The sequence below is a fragment of the Acinetobacter sp. A22 genome, from assembly GCF_030913345.1.
Lineage (GTDB): Bacteria > Pseudomonadota > Gammaproteobacteria > Pseudomonadales > Moraxellaceae > Acinetobacter > Acinetobacter junii.
The window spans coordinates 1,184,872-1,203,689 of record NZ_CP133162.1; the positions used below are offsets into that span (position 1 = coordinate 1,184,872).

Below are 18,818 nucleotides of genomic sequence, written 5' to 3' on the forward strand. Positions count from 1 at the left end.
ATTTTTTAATTTAGTTTGGAAATTTTTGTGAGATTTCTTGACTAATAATCACAGCAGTAGCTGCTGATAATGTCCATCCTAAATGTCCATGTCCCGTATTGTAGAAAACACGTGATTGTCGACCTTGCTTAACGACAGGCAGCATATTTGGCATCATTGGACGCAATCCCGCCCAAGGTACTGAATGCTCTGTAGAAATATCAAAATTTTGGTTAACCCAATTGATTAATGGTTGAATCCGATCAGCACGTATATCACGATTATAGCCATTAAATTCAGCTGTACCAGCCACACGGAACCGGTCTGCACCCAAGCGTGATGTCACAATTTTTGCACTTTCATCTAACAGACTGACCCAAGGAGCATTCTTAACACTACGTTCATCTTTGAGTTGCACTGTGATCGAGTATCCTTTCACTGGGTATACATTAACGCTATCTCCAAGCATATCTGCTAACTGATAACTTCCCACACCACCACACACAACAATCAAATCCGCTTCAATTTCAGTACGCGCTTCAGATTCAGCATCCATATTTTCAGAGCTTTTTTTACATTGAATAATCACTTTGTCTTGTAAACATATTACGTCTACAACATCTAATCCAAAGCGATAATTAACACCATATTCTTCAGTTTTTTGTGCTAAGCCTACTGAATATTTATGGATATCTCCAGTCGCATCTCCAGCTGTGTAATATCCACCATAATAATCTCCAGTCAACGTAGGCTCTATTGCTCTCATTTCCTCTGGAGTGATTGCATTACGCTCAAGTTTTCCTTCTACTAAGATATCATTCACTTTTTTTGCAATTTCGAAATCTTCTTTTGTATGGTACATGTGCAAAATGCCACGCTTTTCAAGATCGAATGACAGATTCTCTTTTTCAGCGACCTCAAAAAGACGTTGTCTAGCCATAAGTGCTAAACCCACTGTTTCAATGGTATTTGCTTTGTAGTTTTTAATATGTGTTAAGAATTCGACCAACCAACGATATTTATGCACACTAAATGAAGGATTGAGCAACAATGGTGCATCTTTTTTACTCATCCATTTAATGCCCTTTAGCACTGTTGCTTTTTGATTCCAGACTTCAGCATTACAAGCGGATAACTGCCCCCCATTCGCAAAAGAGGTTTCCATCGCTGGAAATAGATGACGATCGATTACCGTCACTTGATAACCTAATTTTATTAATTCATATGCAGACGTTACACCCGTAATCCCCGCACCAATAACAACAACATGAGGCATAGCTAACTCCTAGAAATGCAAAGCATTCCTTTTTTGTATAGCCCCATCTGTCATGGTACCTGAGAGTTTCGGCAGATGATTACCAATTAATCATTAAGCCTTCCCCTTCGGTGAGTGTTTTGTGTAGAAAATAAATTGTGTTGTTTCTACATTAAGAGCACTGCTCTCCAGATTGTATTTATATTATTACAGTCCTTTTGCCTGAGAGTTTCCGGGGTCGTTGCTCCTTCGGCGAGTTCATTGAAGAACTTCTCTCCCGCAATAATATTTATATCCCTATAAGCAATATATATGCCGTAGTGAAATACAGACATGAATATGTTGTAATTCTTTGTAGGTCGTTCTTTATTCTACTCTAAATTTGCTCAAGAATAAAAAAAGCAGACGATTTGTCTGCTTTAGATTTTTTAGAATTTGCATTGCAAAATTTGTTCAGAGAAATTTCCTTTCCAAAGTTCTCTTAACTTAGGTAAATAAAATTTTTCTCCAATCATTACTAATTCAGCATCAATCAAAGCATGGATTTCGTGCATTAAAATATAATCAAGCTCAATCAATGATAACTGAGGATGCTTTTGGGAAATTTGCTTACGTCTGATCTGCGCTTTCTTCACTAAATCATTCGCAAAATTCTTATCTTTATATGTTGTGATTGCACTTAGGCGTAGCTCAATAATCCCCCAACCTTCAACAAGCTTTTTAAATACATCAAAATCACTCGATGTAGCTTCCCATGTTACGTTTTCTAAATTGTTGTCTTCAGGTAGTACAGGCAATAATAAATCGGCTGTACTAGGAAATATTTTTTTTAAATTTAACAGAAACTTAACAGGATTTTCATTTGGAATATCTGAAAATTGGATATGGGTTTGAGTATCTGTTAAATATATTTTGAGCATAACAAAGCAACAGTCAAATAAATCAAAAGCGTATTGTACGCAGTTCACTTTATAAAAACTACTCATAAAAAAACCCTCAGCAAAGGTAAAGGTTTTTTTATTGATATATTTAAAGCACTTTATTTAGTGTTTGGAGAGACCATATTTTCTGGCTTAACCACCTCATCAAATTGCGCTTCGGAGACTAAACCAAGTTCTACAGCCACCTGCTTAAGGGTTTTATTTTCTTTATATGCTGTTTTAGCTACTTTGGCTGAATTTTCATAACCAATCACAGGATTAAGTGCTGTGACTAACATTAATGAATTATGCAAGAAATAATCAATTTTTTCTCGATTTGGTTCAATTCCTATTGCACAATGATCGTTAAAACTATTACAAGCATCGCCAAGCAATTGAATAGATTGTAAAAGATTATAGGCAATCACAGGCATAAAAACATTTAGCTCAAAATTACCCGATGCACCTGCGACATTGATCGTCGTATCATTCCCTAACACTTGAGCAACAACCATCGTCATAGCTTCACTTTGAGTTGGATTGACTTTACCAGGCATAATGCTAGAGCCAGGTTCATTTTCAGGAATCCGCAACTCCCCAAAACCACAGCGTGGTCCACTGGCTAACCATCGAATATCATTCGCGATCTTATTTAGGCTGACAGCAAGCGTTTTTAGAGCACCTGAGGCAAATACGGCAGCATCTCTTCCTGCCAATGCTTCAAACTTATTAGGTGCTGTTATAAAAGGTAGTCCCGTCAAACCACTTAATTGTTCAGCTGCTTTAACTGCATAATCTGGATGAGCATTCAGTCCAGTGCCAACAGCCGTTCCACCAAGTGGCAATTCATACAAACCAGCTAATGCTTGGTTTAAACGCTTAAGTCCATGTTCAAGCTGTGAGACATACCCACTAAATTCTTGACCCAATGTAAGCGGCGTTGCATCTTGTAGATGTGTACGTCCAATCTTCACGATGTCATTAAACTCTTGTGATTTAGCGTGCAGAGTATCTTTTAACTTCTCAACGGCAGGGATTAATAATTCATTAATTTGAAGTGCGGCAGCAACATGAATTGCTGTAGGAAAAGAATCATTTGTAGATTGAGCTCGATTTACATGATCATTTGGATGTACAGGATTTTGGGCACCTAAAGCATGACCAAGCTTCTGATTCGCAATATTTGCAATCACTTCATTGCAATTCATATTACTTTGCGTACCCGAGCCCGTTTGCCACACTACAAGTGGAAATTGATCATCCCACTTGCCTTCAATCACCTCTTCAGCAGCATCTACGATATATTGGCTTAACTCTTGAGGCAGTTGTTTTAACTCAGCATTAGTTATTGCTGCGGCTTTCTTTACAAGCCCCATTGCACGAATCATTGCTCTTGGTAATCTTTCATGTCCTATTTTGAAGTTTTGCAAACTTCTTTGAGTTTGCGCCCCCCATAAAGCATTGTTTGGAACTGCAACCTCACCCATCGTGTCATGTTCAATTCGCATTTGCATAAAACACCTCAAATTCAATCAATAAACTTTTATAAATGGGCTAGAGCGGATGGTGCTTTGGCTTATATTTCTATCCTAATGAAAGTAGCTATAAATGTAAATAAGAATCATTATTTATTAGTTACCCTTCAAAATATTGAGATAAAATCTCCATTCATCCTCAATCATCTGGGTTAAAGAACGCTTAGGAGTCCAATTCAATATTTTCGCAGCCTTATCGATATTCGCCCCAAGCTGACTAAGCTCCTCATGTTGATAAACAGCTGGCTGCACGCGTATCTCCATTTTGGTTACTTTACTAATTTCTTCAATTAATTTGCTTATTGAAGTTAAATCATTATGGGCGATATTAAAACTCTCTAAACATCCTTGTTGAGTTGATAACCAATGTAAAGATGCTAATACAGCTTCACAAACATCTAATACATGCAAAAAGCTTCGCTCAACAGTACCATCAGTGGTAGTTGCCTGATTTTGAAGTTCAATGCACTCTCTTTGCATCGCAGCAACCTGCAAAGCGAGTGGTACGATATTTTTGGGCAATTGCGGAACGTATTCCCCTAAAACCCCATGTTCAAATGCACCAACAATATTAGATAGTCTTAGATTTACCATTTTCCAATCATGGTCGACTTTGTAAGTGTCAGCAATAATGTCTTCAACCATTTGTTGCGAACGAATATAAGGATTTGAATAGGTATAATTAAATTCCGTGTCCTCAATCAACTGATCATCAGATTTACCATAAACGGCTAAACTGGAAATATTAACTAGTTGCCGAACGCCCATCCGTTGCATCGCACGGAGTAAGCTCATAATACTACTGACATTATCGTTATAATATTCAAGTGGTTTTAACACTGATTCTTCTAAAGATTTAAAGCTTGCTGTATGAATAACAGTGTCTATTGAGTATTGCTCAAAGACTTTATTTAATGCAGGTGTATTTCGGACATCGAGTTTGGCAAATGGTATATACATACCTGAGATATACTCTAGGCGTTCCAAAGTTTGCAATGTAGAATTAGCTAAGTTATCAACAATGACGATCTCATGACCTCGAGCCAATAAACTCAAGGCAATGTGGGAACCAATAAAGCCTAAACCACCTGTCACCAAAATCATTGTATACTTACCTTCTTTTTAATATGTCCATCATTTGCCGACTATAGCTATAGTGAATGTTCAATGAGTACACTACTATTAATTACCTCAGCACCAACGTCTATCATCGCTTGGCATGCTTTTGGTTTAGCTCAAGCATTGCAAGACAAGCATGAAGAGTTTCGTGTTTTCTTTTACCAAGATGGTGTTCAAGTCGCGAATGATTTTCAGTGGTTTCCTGATGATCAACGTAATTTGAAACATGAATGGCAAAAACTTGGTATTCGACTCCCTGTCTGTGTCAGTGCTGCTCTCGCTAGAGGAATCACTGATGCGGACAATGCGCAACGTCATTCGCTACAACATCACAACTTAGCTCAAGGATTTGAGTTAGTCGGTCTCGGTGAATTAGCTGATGCTGTGCAAAGCTGTTCGCGGTTAATTCAATTTTAATTCTAAGTTCTTTATTAGAGTGTTGCTTTTAAAAGGTAAATTGTGTGAAAACTGTACTCGTCATCCTAACGCAGCCTAATTTGACCAGTTTGCAAATCAACGAAAGTTTATCTGCTACTATGGTTTTAGCAACCTTTGGTATATCTGTCAAAGTATTATTCAAAGACGCTGCAATTAGCCTACTAAACAATAAGCTACAATTTAATCAATTCCGTGATGCTTTTAAAATTGCATCCAATATGGTGGAAAGTTTTGAATTTTATGATTTGACACCAATTCTGATTGAAGAAAAAAATAAAGATCGTCATGAGGTTCAAAATTCTGATCAAGATATAAAACTGGTTAACCTGCTTCCAGAATTCGTTCGATCATTTGATCATGTCTTATATTGGTGATTGAGATTTCCCCATGAACAAAAAAACATTAATTATCATTCAGGCGCCATATAGCAATCTGGCGAAAGTTTGGAGCGAACTATATCAATTTGCATTAGTTGACGACCCGATCGTGATCATGGGTGAAGCTTTGTTAACTGTACCTGATGAAATTTTTAATAATTATCGGAACATATATTGTTTAGATTCAGATGTTAATTTACTAAATCAGACTAATCACACCCAAATCAAAATTTTGCAATACTCTGATTTTGCTGATTTAATTTTAGAATTTAATCATTGTATTACACTTAAATAAGATATTTTTAATTTTGCTTAGGCTATTTTATGCAATTAGAGCTAGATCAAGACGGACATTTAGTTGACTATACCGTTTGGAACCATGAAGTTGCTAAGGAGCTTGCTAAATCATTAGATTTGGAGCTTACAGAATGGCATTTTGAGGTTTTAAATGCTGTACGTCAGTTTTATCAACAGTTTGGACATTCTCCAGCTACCCGACCACTAATAAAATTTTTAATGAAAACGGTAAACCCTGAGATTAACAATGCTGAACTACAGCAGAAGTTCAATACAGGTTTAGTTGCACGCCACTTAAGCCGATTGGCGGGTGTTCCCAAGCCTGCAAATTGTTTGTAAACACTTATGATTAAAGATTTTTTTTAGCATAGATAACAGATTAAACCCTAAATTTTTTGAAGTTCTATCTCACGTAATAAAACATGAGATAGAACAAGAAGAAACTTGAATTAAGCTGTCTTCTTCTTTTGCTCCACGAAAGCGAAATATCCTGGTCCAGCTGCAACTCTTACATCTTTTACATGAATAGGCTCTTCGCATTCAGAACAAACCACTTTGGGGCTTATTTTCTTGCCACAACTTTTATGTGTAAATTCTATCGGCTTACCTAACCCTTTATCCATCCACTTATCAGCCCACTGTACCATCGAAAGAATGATTGGATACAAGTCTAGTCCTTTTTCTGTAAGTTGATATTCAAACCGTTCTTGACGCTCGACATAAGGAACTTTAACTAAAATTTCATGTTCTACAAGTCGTTTTAAACGTTCTGATAACACATGACGTGTTAGCCCTAAGCTGCGCTGGAAATCATCAAAACGGCGTATACCCATAAAAGCATTTCGTAGAATCAACATTGTCCAACGATCACCTAGAACCGAAAGTGTTCTAGCAACAGAACATGGTTGCTCACCGATTTCTTCCCATTTCATTATTATCACCTAATTATTTTTAAAGTATTAAAAGACACCATCCATGTCTTGAACCGTATTATTTATAAGAAAAACAATACTGATATTACACTAAACCAGTTTATTGTTTAGATGCAATATCAGAACTCGTCAACAACATCTAAAAACAATGCTAGTTACATAATGTAATCAAAAATTAAATCGTTATAAATACACCTGTTAATTCTTGTCCAATCTCAAGTTTAGTATTTGCAGGAACTCGAACCAAACAATTTGCTTGCATTAAATTACTGAGCATATGTGATTGTTGCTTAGCTAGACTTTTTAATTTTAATTGTCCATGTTCGTAATAAGCCTGCATTCTTAAAAAACGCTCACGTGCATCAGATTTAAGTTCGTGTGTTAATGTTCCACTAAACCAATTGATTGATTGATCTTGATTTTGCAATGCATCTAATAAAACCTTGCCATAGATTTGCATGCAAACATAAACTGCAGCTGGATTTCCAGGCAATCCAAGTAAAAAACAGCGATGCTCATCTTCAATATATTGGGCGAAGAAAAGTGGTTTACCTGGTTTTTGTTTAACTTTCCAAAATATTTGTTCGAAACCTGCGTCAAATGAACAAGGACGGACAAAATCATAGTCCCCAACAGATACACCACCTGTGGTGATGATCACATCATATTGTTGTTTTAATTGGTTAAAACATTGAGTAACACGTTGAGACTCATCAGCAATGTGCAGAATATTTACCTCTATGCCGTAATCTTCAAACCATGCTTTTAATAAAGGTCCATTTGCATCAAAAACTTTGCCAGCTTTTAAATCTTCTGGTGTTTCAGCAACTTCATCACCAGTGACGAGTACAGCTACTTTAGGTAGTCTATATACAGCAATACTTCGTACACCGATCATACTCAATGCTGCAAGCGCACCAATATTAATTTTCTGACCACATTCAGCAATCTTCTGACCTAATTGAATTTCCTCGCCTGCAAAACGAATATCTGCTTGTTGCTGAATATGTTCGACTAATCGGATTTTATTATTTGATTCGATCTTTACAATTTCTTGTCTAGCGACATGTGTTGTGCCAGTTGGAATCTTAGCCCCAGTAAAAATACGTATGGCTTGTCCCTGCAGAAGTTGATGATCAAGTTCACTTCCTGCTTTTATCTCTCCAATGACTTCAAATACTGAATCTTGAAGATTTTCAGAGGATGAACATATTGCATACCCATCCACAGCACTTTGTGAAAAAGTGGGTAAATCGACCCCAGAATACACATCTTGAGCCAAATAACGATTCAGACATTCGGTTAATGGCAGTTGCTCAACCGTCAATGCGCTAGGCGTTGACTGAATCAACGCCAAAGCATCATCAATACTGATCAACCCTTTCTCAGCATCACATCCTGACATTACTCATATCCCCCTGGATGTGGCAAATCACGGCAAACATCAAAAATATGCACCAAGGCTGGCAAAATTGCAGCCATTGATTCACTTGCGCCGCCACGACTACCAGGTAAAGTCACTACTAACGAACGATCAATAAAACCAGCCACCCCACGCGACATAGCCGCATATGGCGTACGCTTCTGTCCAAAAGAACGCGCCGCTTCCATCAAACCATCCAATTTTCTTTCTAACAATGGCTCAAGCGTATCTACCGTTATGTCACGCTTCCCGATTCCTGTACCACCAACAGTCATAATGCATGCATAAGATTTGCTTAGCTCTAATACTAGATCCTTTAATTGATCAGATTCATCAGGCAGAATTTGATAATGAATTGGATCAAAACCAGCTTCTGTCAAAGTATCAACAACTGACTTTCCTGCCGTATCAGGTTTGCGACCAGCTGCCACAGTATCTGAGAGAACAATCACTGCTGCAGAAACAGGTTGACGTAAGGTACGTTTGAAATGTGATTTTCCGCCTTTTTTCTTGAGTAATTTACATTGATCTAAACAAAGCTCTTCAGGCTCACAATGCGGTTTTAACATGTCATATAACGTTAAACCTGCAAGACTGGCAGCTGTGAGTGCCTCCATCTCAACACCTGTAGGACCAATGGTTTCTACAGTGGTTAAAATTACGACATGATCATCATTTAATTCATATTCAACATCGGCGCGATAAATCGGTAATGGATGGCAAAGTGGAATCAGCTCATCCGTTCGTTTCGCTGCCAATATACCTGCAATACGTGCAGTTTTCAGCGCATCGCCCTTTTCAGTATTTCCGTCACGTAGAAGTTGAATACAATGTGCAGGTGCATGTAAGACAGCTTGTGCTTCAGCTACACGATAACTTTCGGGTTTCATCCCAACATTTTTCATCTTTACTTCCTAAATTTAATCGTGTGTATGGTCATGTGCACAATGTTCATGGTGCTGATGCGTTGTTGATTCTGCTTTTGATAAAGGAGAACTCAAGTGCTTTTTCGATTGAAGATTATCAGTAGTATCTTTTCGAATACAACAGCCTTCAACGTAATGGCTTGTTCCATCTGTGAAAAACTCCTCTTTCCAAATTGGAACTTCATGCTTGACTCGTTCAACAGCTTCTTCGCAAGCTTGAAATGCTTCACGACGATGCGCAGCATACGCAATTGCAATAATTGCGGTGTCACTCACATCCAAATAACCAATACGATGAATCACTCGAACATAAGAAACTTGATATTTATCTTTAATTTCCTGTTCTATGTCACGAATCATCTTTTCTGCGACAGGTGTGTAAGAGGTATATTTAAGTGCTTTTACCGATTTTCCTTCATGATGGTTTCGCACAGTTCCTATAAAAACATCAATCCCTCCACATTCAGGAAATGACTGAATAGGATCAAAAATATCTAAACTTAATGCTTGATCTTGAACTCTTGAAAACTCACGCATTTCTAACCTCCAGCAACAGGTGACAAAAGCACCACTGTGCATGATGAATTTAGTACGGTCTGACGTGTCACAATATCTTCACCTATCGCGCAAGCACATTTATCCATCGCCTTTGTAGCATCTGGATAACAATCTACAATATGATTTAAAACATCTAAAATTAAACTTTCTTTAGCAAACTCAAATTGAAGTGGTTTGGGTAGTAATCTTTCTATCTCTCCAAAAGCTTCTATTTTAATTTCTATGGTTTGCATACCCTCTCCATATTTTTCAATCTAACCTCCAAGCATGTGCATACTAATTTTACGTACTTGTTGGTTTTGTATCGCGTGATAACCTTTGGCCTTATGCCAGATATAAGGTTTAATTTTTTGATCTAGCATTTGATATGACACTTCAGATAAACCAACATGTTGTTTAATCGTGTTCAACAAATCGTTTTTGATATTCAAACCTTGTTGAGCAAATAAACAATTGAATAGTTCACCTTGTGCAGTTAGACGAATACGATCGCACTCACCACAAAATGAGTGGGTAATCGTCGAAATGATGCCAATTCGATAATCATCTTCTAATCGATATTGGCGTGCTGGTTCATGATTTTGTTGAAGTAGCTCAATAGCATAATGAGGCTTTAATCGCGCTAATATTTCTGCTTCGCTCACTACAGCATCTTTTGTCCAATGTTGATCACCGTCTAGCGGCATAAACTCAATAAAACGTAATGGAATATTTTGATCTTTTGCCCATTTCACCATCGGTAGAATTTGATCATCATTGTGATCTTTCATCAAAACACAATTAATTTTCAAAGGGATTTCAGCTTTTTGAGCGGCTTTTATTCCTTCTAGTACAGGATTAAGTTCTTTCTTGGTTAGTGCTTTGAATTGTTTTGCATCAAGACTATCGAGGCTGATATTTAAATCATCCAAACCAGCAGCTTTTAATTGATCAGCATACTTCGCTAGGTAATGACCATTAGTCGTCATTGAAATACGTTTTAAACCAATTTTTTTTAGTTGTTGCAAATCACGGATGAAATGAACAACTCCTTGTCGCATTAAAGGTTCCCCACCTGTAATACGAATATTCTCAATGCCTTGTTTCACCATATAAGTACAAAAAACCAAAAGCGATTCGAAACTTAATAAGTCTTGCTTTTTCATCCATTCAGGATGTTCAGGCATACAATACACACATTTAAAATTGCAACGATCCGTCACCGAAATACGTAACTTACGCTTAATACGACCATACTGATCTTGTAAGATCGGTAAACTCGTTTCAGGTATTTCATGCTTCATCATATGCACTCATATTGTGAATTTTCTCATATTGTTCAGCACAAGTTGTGTGCATATCTATTTTCCTGAACATATGAGAATTTTACTTAAGCAATTATTATTCCAATTTCTAAAATTCATCAATCATATAGTCTGTGTTTCGTTGAATGAACTTATCATTTTAATACTAGAGCAAAATCTGATGATTTATAGCAGATTATGGTTAAATGAAATTGCACTATTTCAAAACATATATAAATTTAAACGCAATAAAATAGTGCAAATCAACTCAATCTATCAACTATGCCGCAGGCTTCTCTAGTCGTACAGGCACATGTTTATGATATGGGGTTTTCGATAAAGGATCGCAATGCTTTAACGAAGTTAATCGATTCAATTCAGGTCCGATCGCCTGCCCCCCGTTATAACGTAAACCATAGCCATGTGGCAGCGAAACAACCCCTTTTCGCATTCCCTCATGGATCTCCACAACCACTGCAATCTGCCCATGTTCTGAAATACACTGCAATGAGTGACCAGTCTCTACGCCAAAATAAATTGCATCTTCAGGATTCATTCTCAAGCGACCTTCTGCATCAACCTTACGCCATGCTGGATCACGGTAGATTTGGTTTGCGTTATAGCTACGGCGCTCACCTGCCAATAAGACAAATGGAAACTGATCACTTGTACCTTGAGTTTGTTGATTCAGTTGTGCTAACTCAATCAACATTTCAGGGATTGCTAAATGAATCTTTTTATCTTTATAAGCAACCAAATCCCAGACATCATCATAGTTGTGTTTAGAGAGAATTACGCCTGAACGTTTTTGCAATATCGCTTGGAATAAGTTTACGCCTAATGTTAAACGATTCCCTTTATAACCTGCTTGTTTGACTGCTTTATAGTGTTGAGCCGAATACTGCATACACAAAGGCAATAATAAAGCCGTTGATGCGGCGTCATTTGGTAATCTCTGCCCAAGTGTTCGATAAACAATAGATGCCGAAAATGGGACTAACTTTTTATTTTTCACAAAACTGGCAGCAAGTGCAGCAAAATAACCTAGATATGCTGTTTTAGCGGAATCCTTTTGCGCGATCTTATTCAGTAAAGGAAACTGTTTTGGAATAGCACCCATGGCTTCAAGTAGGCGAGTATAGATTTCCGATTCAGGCAGCGTATTGCCTTGAGCTTTAAAAAGCGGATGACGTAAATGGAAACCATTTTGTGGAAATTCCAAATTAAAGCCCGTAAATTCCCACTTTTCAAATTGACTATGCGCTGGCAATACATAATGGGCTAATCGCGCTGTTTCTGTCATCGCAACATCAACCACAACTAGCAACTCCAATGACTGGAATGCCTGTTCATAAGCTGCGGTGTCTGGATAGGTGAGCAATGGATTGCAACTATCTACAAAGACTGCACGTACTCGCTTATCACCTGCTTTTAAAATTTCGTCAGGTAAAATATTGGGTGGAAAAAAACCTGATATTGGAAACATCTTATGATGAACCGTACGACGATATTTAGGATTACGCTCATCAGTATTGGTCAAGATCGGAATAAACATAGTATGTAAGTTATTCGTTCCCTGTTTACCAAAATGCCCTACGAGTAAATAAAGTAATTTTTCCAAATATCCGTTTAAGGTTGTGTTTAAAGTATGCTGAATCCCTAAATCAATACGAACACAACCACGCTTAGCTTTGGCAAAATCACGGACAATTTGATAGATCAATTCAACTGAAACATCTGCCTTCTCAATATATTACTCAATTGGGACGGCTGAAAATGCTTGTTTAACTTGCTCAAACCCATGCGTATGCTTTTGAATAAATGCTTGATCATACAAATCTTCACGCAACATGATTGCAATCATTGCAGACATCAAATAGGAATCTGTACCAGGTTTTAATTGCACATGGATATCAGCTTGCTTAGCCGTTTCAGTAACACGCGGATCAAATACCACTATTGTTCGGTTTGGATCTTTCTTGATATGTTTTAAAGTATCACGAGCATTTGGAATACCATGTGCTTGAAACGGATTGGTTCCAATAAATAAAACATAATCCGCATGTTCCACATCTTCAGTGGTATGACATGCTTGACTGCCAAACAAACGACCATTCACCCAGAAATCACCAGTTTTCTCTTGAGCAAGTGAGTTATAGGCATAAAAGCTTTTCATTGCATACAATAGTTGGCGACCATAAGCCGCCCCTAGATGATTGCCTTGTCCACCACCACCAACCGACGCAAATGCTGTTCCGCCATGTGCATCACGAATTTCAACCAATTGATCTGCGATTTCTTGGATCGCTTGATCCCAAGGAATTTCTTGAAATGAACCATCAGCTTGTCGCTTCAAGGGATGAGTTAAACGATCTGCATGTTGTTGATAATGCTCTAAACGTGCTGCTTTTTGACAAATATAACCTTGTGAAAATGGATGCTGCTCATCACCTTTAATTTTCTTAAATTGGTTGTTTTCAACTTCAACACTTAAACCACAGTTTCTCGAACATAAAATACAAGCAGTCACATCCTGTCTTGCAGCGCTAGTCGACATTGGCATTTTATTCTCCCTATGATTTGCAGTTTTATTCACTAAAGGTCTTTTGATTTTTAAAAGCGAATAAGGCTCAAATTACAAATGATGAAATAAGCAAGACAAGCAGTTATCTCGATTATTTTTGTAAATTTTAATTGCCCAAACATGATCTTAAATCCTAATAAATTATTTGGACAACCACTTAAAATCCTGTTAGTTCTAAAATAGAACTTATTTACTAGAAGATCAAGTACACTCACCCGAAATAAAACTAAAACTTGACTTAGCAGAGTTCTGATAAATGAATAAGATTATTGTCATAAGATATAATTTTTATTGATCCAATCCCTTTAATACATGAATATCTAAAAAGAATGGAATTTCTTTAACGATTCCTCACCATAATAGAAAGATCTTATGAATAATCCAATGAACTCGAAACAAATTGAAGCCCTTGTTGCACAACACCCTGTTGTTGATGATCTCATTCAGCTTAAAGAAACAATTTGGTTGAATCCAAGTTTTACGACCCTTGAAATGGGGCTACCTTTTGTTGGTCTTAATCAAAATGATATTGATGATGCCCGTGATCGTTTAACTCGCTTCGCTCCTTATCTGATGTCTGTATTTCCTGAGACTGAGATAAGCAAAGGAATTATTGAGTCTGAACTGGTTTCGATTCCAAAGATGCAGCAAACGCTTGAAGCTCATTTCAAACAAGATATCACTGGAAAATTATGGCTCAAAAAAGACAGTCATTTACCAATCTCAGGATCGATCAAAGCACGTGGCGGTATTTACGAGGTGCTCTATCAGGCTGAAAAACTTGCCCTTCAAGCAGGTTTATTAACAATTGAAGATGATTATTCAAAATTAGATCGTGCAGAATTTAGAGATTTTTTTAGTCAATACAGTATTGCAGTTGGCTCTACAGGAAATTTAGGACTTTCGATTGGAATAATAAGTGCAAAACTTGGCTTTGATGTCACTGTGCATATGTCGGCAGATGCACGTCAGTGGAAAAAAGATAAATTAAGATCACATGGTGTTACCGTTATTGAATACGCACAGGATTATGGTGTTGCAGTTGAAGAAGGTCGTAAAGCAGCATTAAAAAATCCAAATTGCTTTTTTATTGATGACGAAAATTCAAAAACTTTATTTTTAGGATATGCCGTTGCAGGTGAACGCTTAAAAGCACAATTAGAATCTCAAAATATTACGGTTGATCAAGACCATCCTTTATTTGTTTATTTACCTTGTGGGGTTGGTGGTGGTCCTGGTGGCGTTGCATTTGGACTAAAAATGGCTTTGGGTGATCACGTACATTGTATTTTTGCAGAGCCAACTCATTCACCATGCATGTTGCTAGGTGTAGCAACAGGCTTACATGATCAAATCTCAGTACAAGACCTAGGCATTGATAACATTACCGCAGCAGATGGCTTAGCAGTAGGACGTGCATCTGGATTTGTAGGTCGAGCGATGGAAAGACTACTCGATGCTTTCTACACACTGGATGATCAAAGCATGTATAACTTATTGGGGCTACTCAATGAATCAGAAGATTTAAAACTGGAACCATCAGCCTTAGCTGGAATGTTAGGTCCAATCTTAATCAGTCAGCACCAAGAATATGCTGCTATGCATCAACTGACTGCGCAACAAATGAATAATGCTAATCATATTGTTTGGGCAACTGGTGGTGGTATGGTTCCAGTTGAAGAAATGGAAATTTATCTGCAAAAATCCATAATCTAAACATCCATATCAACATCTAAATAAGAGAGCTTTTTTAACCGATCAGTTTGAAACAAACATCTGTTTAAAAGCTTTCATCTGCTTGTATTGTTGAAGCTCATCCAATGAATTGATGCTATGACAAAACAGGCTTTGCTTTTGAAAGACAACGTGTTGAGCGTGTAGTTGCCTAAAAGTTTCTCTTAAACTTAATTTATTTGCAGCGAGCTGGTGTTCTAATATCGATAAACTCGCTCTTTTTAACAAGCAAAATGGATACAAGGCATCGCCATTGATATTTACATACGCCACGGATGCTTGCGGATTTTTCTCTAAGGCACGATGCAGCTTTGCAAGCACTTGATTTGGGATATAAGTCACATCACAAGGAATAAATAATGCATATTCTGCTTGTACACGCGACCATGCACTTTTCATTCCCATCAACGGCCCTAAAAAGCCGTTTTGATCATCAGAAAAACATTCAACAGTCGGCTCTATACTTTTATAGATCGAGCTATCACGATGACTATTGACCCATATCTGCTGAACTTCCGATTTAAAGCGTTGACAAATTTTTGACAATTGAATCTGATCATCAAACTGTTGCAATAGTTTGTTCATCCCATTCATTCGTCTTGCCTGTCCTCCCGCCAAGATCACGAGATCTGTAGCGGGAAAATCTGTATTCATGCTTCCGCCTCCAACTGGCAGGTTTTAATCAAACCTCTGATCTCAGGTAAACAAGAACCACAATTACCACCCGCTTTTAGACAAGCTGTCACTTGTTTTTCATGAGTAATATTCTGCGTTTTAATCGCTTCAATGATCTTATTTTTACCTACTTTAAAGCAGCTACAAACCAATGGTCCATCATTATTTGCGGCTGACATCGGCATACCAGCAAGCAGTGCTTTACGATGTAATGCACTTAAACGCTCACGTTTGAATAAACTCGCAACCCAATCACGGTCAGGCAACATATCCGATGGCGCAATATAAAGACTGGCAATCAAAATCCCATCTTTCAGAATGATGCTATGACTCATTTGCGCTGAAACATCTTCAATACTCAACCATTCATAAGTTTCATCAACAAAAGGCAAGAAACTTTTTAAATTCTTCTGCGTTTGATCAAAGTTGTGACGATCTGCAATTTCAAAACGAACTGCTTTGGCTATTTTAACTTTTGCCCACCATGCACATGTTTGCAATGAGGTTTTGATTTGTTGTTCAAACCCATCTCGGACATACAAAACACCTTGCCATGTTGTATGGAATGGCTGAATTGCAACAGGTGTATGTTTAAACTCAGGTTCGCCTGATATTGCATCTACAACTGGATTAACTACTTTTCCGACACGAGCATCAGAGGCAACTTGCTCAGTCCAATGAATCGGTGCAAAAATTTGACCACGGCGAACACCTTGAGCCAAAGTGACACGCAGAACACAACTGCCCCATTGTGACTTCACTTCAACCAATGCTTTATCACGAATACCAAATTTTAAAGCATCATTCGGGTGAATTTCACAAAATGGTTCAGCTCGGTGAGTAGTCAGATTTGCTGATAAACCTGTTCGTGTCATGGTGTGCCATTGATCACGAATACGTCCTGTATTCAACACCAATGGATAATCTTCAGAAACTGCATGAACTGGATCAATTGCCACTGTCGGGATCAGTTTTGCTTTTTTGCTTTTATGGCTAAACAAGCCTTGATCAAATAACTGCTCAACCGCAGTACTTTGACCTTTTTCCCAAACGGGCCATTGGATCGGACGTAAATGATCATATTCATCCAAAGACAAATTCATTAGTCCTTTTAGGTTGAAATAACGAAAGTTTTCCACTTGATCACGTTGATCCAAACTTGCATTTTGATGGGCAGATAAGGCGGCGTGTTCATTAAAGATGTCACATACGTTGTTAAAATCAAAACCAGAAAAACCTAATTTTTTCGCAACTTCAGCAACGGCCCACCAGTCTGCTTTTGCTTGCTTTGGAGCAGGTAAAAAAGCTCTTTGACGTGAAATACGGCGTTCAGAATTGGTCACCGTTCCATCTTTTTCACCCCAACCTAACGCAGGAAGCAACACATCCGCATAAGCTGTGGTATCTGTATCAGCACAAATATCTGAAACCACGACAAACTCACATTTGGTCAATGCGCGTTTTACTTGATCCGCATCAGGTAAACTCACCACAGGATTGGTTGCCATAATCCATATGGCTTTAATTTTTCCAGACTCCACAGCTTGGAATAAGTCAACTGCTTTCAGTCCCGCTTGATTGGCAATCACAGGACTGTTCCAAAAGTTTTGTACAAGTGTTTGGTGTGATGGATTATCGATGTCCATATGTGCTGCCAACATATTGGCTAAACCACCCACTTCACGGCCACCCATGGCATTCGGTTGACCTGTCATTGAGAATGGCGCAGCACCTAACTTACCAATTTTCCCTGTCAAAAGATGGCAATTGATAATGCTATTGGCTTTATTCACCCCTTGAGAAGATTGATTCACACCCATTGAAAATAAGCTCACAACTTTTTGATTGGTGGCAAATTTTTCGAAGAAGAATTTTAGCTTTTCTGCTGAAATTCCCGTACGGTTCACGACTGAGTCAAAATCAGCTTCAGTCTGACTAGATTCTAGTAAAGTGTCCAAACCTTCTGTATGTGTATCGACAAAATGTTGATCAATAAAGTTATTCTTATATAAATACTGTAATAAACCATTGAACAATGCGACATCTTGTCCAGGTAAAATTGGAAGGTGCAAATCTGCTTGTTCACATGTACTGGTAAAACGGGGATCAACCACAACAACGAATAAATCTGGATTTTTACTTTTAGCCTGCATGATGCGTTGGTAAAGTACAGGATGACACCATGCCGTATTTGAACCCACCAACACCACCATATCGGTAAATTCAAAGTCTTCGTAACTTGCTGGCACGATATCCTCACCAAAAGCACGTTTATGCGCTGCAACTGCCGAAGACATACACAGACGTGAATTGGTGTCGATATTGGCTGTACCTAGATAGCCTTTCACAAACTTATTGACGACGTAATAATCCTCAGTCAATAGCTGCCCTGATACATAAAATGCCACACTGTCACGACCGTGTTGATCGATACACGCTTGGAATTGATCTGCGATTTTTTCTATGGCTGCATCCCATGTCGTTACCTTACGATGGTTCTTACGACCAAACATCGGATGCAAAACGCGAGTCTCTAATCCTAGAGTATCCGCCAAATTACTGCCTTTAATACAAAGGCGTCCAAAATTAGATGGATGTTCCAAATCACCAGCAACCTCAACCGTTGTTCCTTGTGCTTTATGATTTACCGTGACATCAACACCACATCCAACCCCACAATAGGGACACGTTGTTTTTGTAATGATTGTTTCTGCTTGATCGGAGCGACTGTGTTCTAAATTTTGAATACTGTTCATGACTGCCCCTTCACCTATTTCATCTAT

Annotated in this window: 17 protein-coding genes, 1 pseudogene and 1 riboswitch; of the genes and pseudogenes, 5 read left to right on the forward strand and 13 right to left on the reverse strand. The window is 38.0% G+C overall.

Annotation, left to right across the window (positions count from 1 at the left end; all coding sequences use genetic code 11):
* Positions 1-10: 10 nt before the first annotated feature.
* The 4 genes from Q9Q86_RS05910 to galE all read right to left on the reverse strand — a co-directional run bounded on the left by Q9Q86_RS05910 (position 11) and on the right by galE (position 4,793).
* Entirely contained in the window at positions 11-1,255 is a 1,245-nt protein-coding gene (locus Q9Q86_RS05910) for a D-amino acid dehydrogenase (protein ID WP_112987223.1), read from the reverse strand.
* 179 nt (positions 1,256-1,434) lie between these two features.
* A riboswitch (glycine riboswitch) is annotated at positions 1,435-1,524 on the reverse strand.
* 138 nt (positions 1,525-1,662) lie between these two features.
* Positions 1,663-2,154: a hypothetical protein gene (locus Q9Q86_RS05915; protein ID WP_005402678.1), complete on the reverse strand. Its 492-nt coding sequence runs from the start codon at positions 2,152-2,154 to the stop codon at positions 1,663-1,665.
* 119 nt (positions 2,155-2,273) lie between these two features.
* The gene (gene fumC / locus Q9Q86_RS05920; RefSeq protein WP_112987224.1) at positions 2,274-3,668 is read right to left on the reverse strand and encodes a class II fumarate hydratase; all 1,395 of its coding nucleotides are present in this window, start codon (positions 3,666-3,668) and stop codon (positions 2,274-2,276) included.
* Positions 3,669-3,785: 117 nt separating this feature from the next.
* The gene (galE, locus tag Q9Q86_RS05925) at positions 3,786-4,793 is read right to left on the reverse strand and encodes a UDP-glucose 4-epimerase GalE (RefSeq protein WP_112987225.1); all 1,008 of its coding nucleotides are present in this window, start codon (positions 4,791-4,793) and stop codon (positions 3,786-3,788) included.
* A 63-nt stretch (positions 4,794-4,856) separates the two neighbouring features.
* Here galE and tusD point away from each other — a divergent pair, with 63 nt between their 5' ends.
* Genes tusD through Q9Q86_RS05945 form a run of 4 tightly spaced genes read left to right on the forward strand, consistent with a single transcriptional unit; the run spans position 4,857 to position 6,259 of the window.
* A complete protein-coding gene (gene tusD, locus Q9Q86_RS05930) occupies positions 4,857-5,225 on the forward strand; it encodes a sulfurtransferase complex subunit TusD (protein ID WP_004954585.1) in 369 nt (122 codons plus the stop codon).
* Positions 5,226-5,269: 44 nt separating this feature from the next.
* A complete protein-coding gene (locus Q9Q86_RS05935; RefSeq protein ID WP_039047885.1) occupies positions 5,270-5,620 on the forward strand; it encodes a hypothetical protein in 351 nt (116 codons plus the stop codon).
* A gap of 13 nt (positions 5,621-5,633) precedes the next feature.
* Positions 5,634-5,918 (forward strand): hypothetical protein, encoded by a 285-nt coding sequence (locus tag Q9Q86_RS05940; protein ID WP_004915591.1) that lies wholly within the window; start codon positions 5,634-5,636, stop codon positions 5,916-5,918.
* A gap of 29 nt (positions 5,919-5,947) precedes the next feature.
* Positions 5,948-6,259 carry a TusE/DsrC/DsvC family sulfur relay protein gene (locus Q9Q86_RS05945; protein WP_039047884.1) on the forward strand — a complete coding sequence of 104 codons (312 nt, stop codon included), beginning with the start codon at positions 5,948-5,950 and terminating at the stop codon, positions 6,257-6,259.
* 110 nt (positions 6,260-6,369) lie between these two features.
* Here the strand turns inward: Q9Q86_RS05945 and Q9Q86_RS05950 are convergent, their stop codons facing one another.
* The 7 genes and pseudogenes from Q9Q86_RS05950 to Q9Q86_RS05980 all read right to left on the reverse strand — a co-directional run bounded on the left by Q9Q86_RS05950 (position 6,370) and on the right by Q9Q86_RS05980 (position 13,605).
* Complete coding sequence (locus tag Q9Q86_RS05950) at positions 6,370-6,852, reverse strand: helix-turn-helix domain-containing protein (RefSeq protein ID WP_075696448.1); 483 nt, start codon at positions 6,850-6,852, stop codon at positions 6,370-6,372.
* A 175-nt stretch (positions 6,853-7,027) separates the two neighbouring features.
* Positions 7,028-8,257 (reverse strand): molybdopterin molybdotransferase MoeA, encoded by a 1,230-nt coding sequence (locus Q9Q86_RS05955; protein WP_112987226.1) that lies wholly within the window; start codon positions 8,255-8,257, stop codon positions 7,028-7,030.
* Positions 8,257-9,180, reverse strand: a complete 924-nt coding sequence (gene moaCB / locus Q9Q86_RS05960) for a bifunctional molybdenum cofactor biosynthesis protein MoaC/MoaB (protein WP_087539268.1) — start codon at positions 9,178-9,180, stop codon at positions 8,257-8,259. Before moaCB ends, Q9Q86_RS05955 begins: the two co-directional genes overlap by 1 nt.
* Positions 9,181-9,195: 15 nt before the next feature.
* Positions 9,196-9,738 carry a molybdenum cofactor biosynthesis protein MoaE gene (locus tag Q9Q86_RS05965; protein ID WP_004961653.1) on the reverse strand — a complete coding sequence of 181 codons (543 nt, stop codon included), beginning with the start codon at positions 9,736-9,738 and terminating at the stop codon, positions 9,196-9,198.
* Between the two features lie 2 nt (positions 9,739-9,740).
* On the reverse strand, positions 9,741-9,992 hold the full coding sequence (locus Q9Q86_RS05970) for a MoaD/ThiS family protein (RefSeq protein WP_042890700.1): 252 nt from the start codon (positions 9,990-9,992) through the stop codon (positions 9,741-9,743).
* Between the two features lie 21 nt (positions 9,993-10,013).
* Entirely contained in the window at positions 10,014-11,051 is a 1,038-nt protein-coding gene (gene moaA, locus Q9Q86_RS05975) for a GTP 3',8-cyclase MoaA (protein ID WP_373866308.1), read from the reverse strand.
* A 271-nt stretch (positions 11,052-11,322) separates the two neighbouring features.
* Positions 11,323-13,605: pseudogene (locus Q9Q86_RS05980) on the reverse strand (molybdopterin-dependent oxidoreductase).
* Between the two features lie 405 nt (positions 13,606-14,010).
* Between Q9Q86_RS05980 and dsdA the strand changes: the two are divergent.
* The gene (gene dsdA, locus Q9Q86_RS05985; protein ID WP_112987228.1) at positions 14,011-15,342 is read left to right on the forward strand and encodes a D-serine ammonia-lyase; all 1,332 of its coding nucleotides are present in this window, start codon (positions 14,011-14,013) and stop codon (positions 15,340-15,342) included.
* Between the two features lie 42 nt (positions 15,343-15,384).
* Here dsdA and Q9Q86_RS05990 read toward each other — a convergent pair whose 3' ends face one another.
* Together Q9Q86_RS05990 and Q9Q86_RS05995 are read right to left on the reverse strand one after the other, a co-directional pair.
* Positions 15,385-16,014 (reverse strand): NTP transferase domain-containing protein, encoded by a 630-nt coding sequence (locus tag Q9Q86_RS05990; protein WP_005080929.1) that lies wholly within the window; start codon positions 16,012-16,014, stop codon positions 15,385-15,387.
* The gene (locus tag Q9Q86_RS05995; RefSeq protein WP_112987229.1) at positions 16,011-18,791 is read right to left on the reverse strand and encodes a nitrate reductase; all 2,781 of its coding nucleotides are present in this window, start codon (positions 18,789-18,791) and stop codon (positions 16,011-16,013) included. The genes Q9Q86_RS05990 and Q9Q86_RS05995 overlap by 4 nt, the downstream gene beginning before the upstream one ends.
* Positions 18,792-18,818 lie beyond the last annotated feature (27 nt).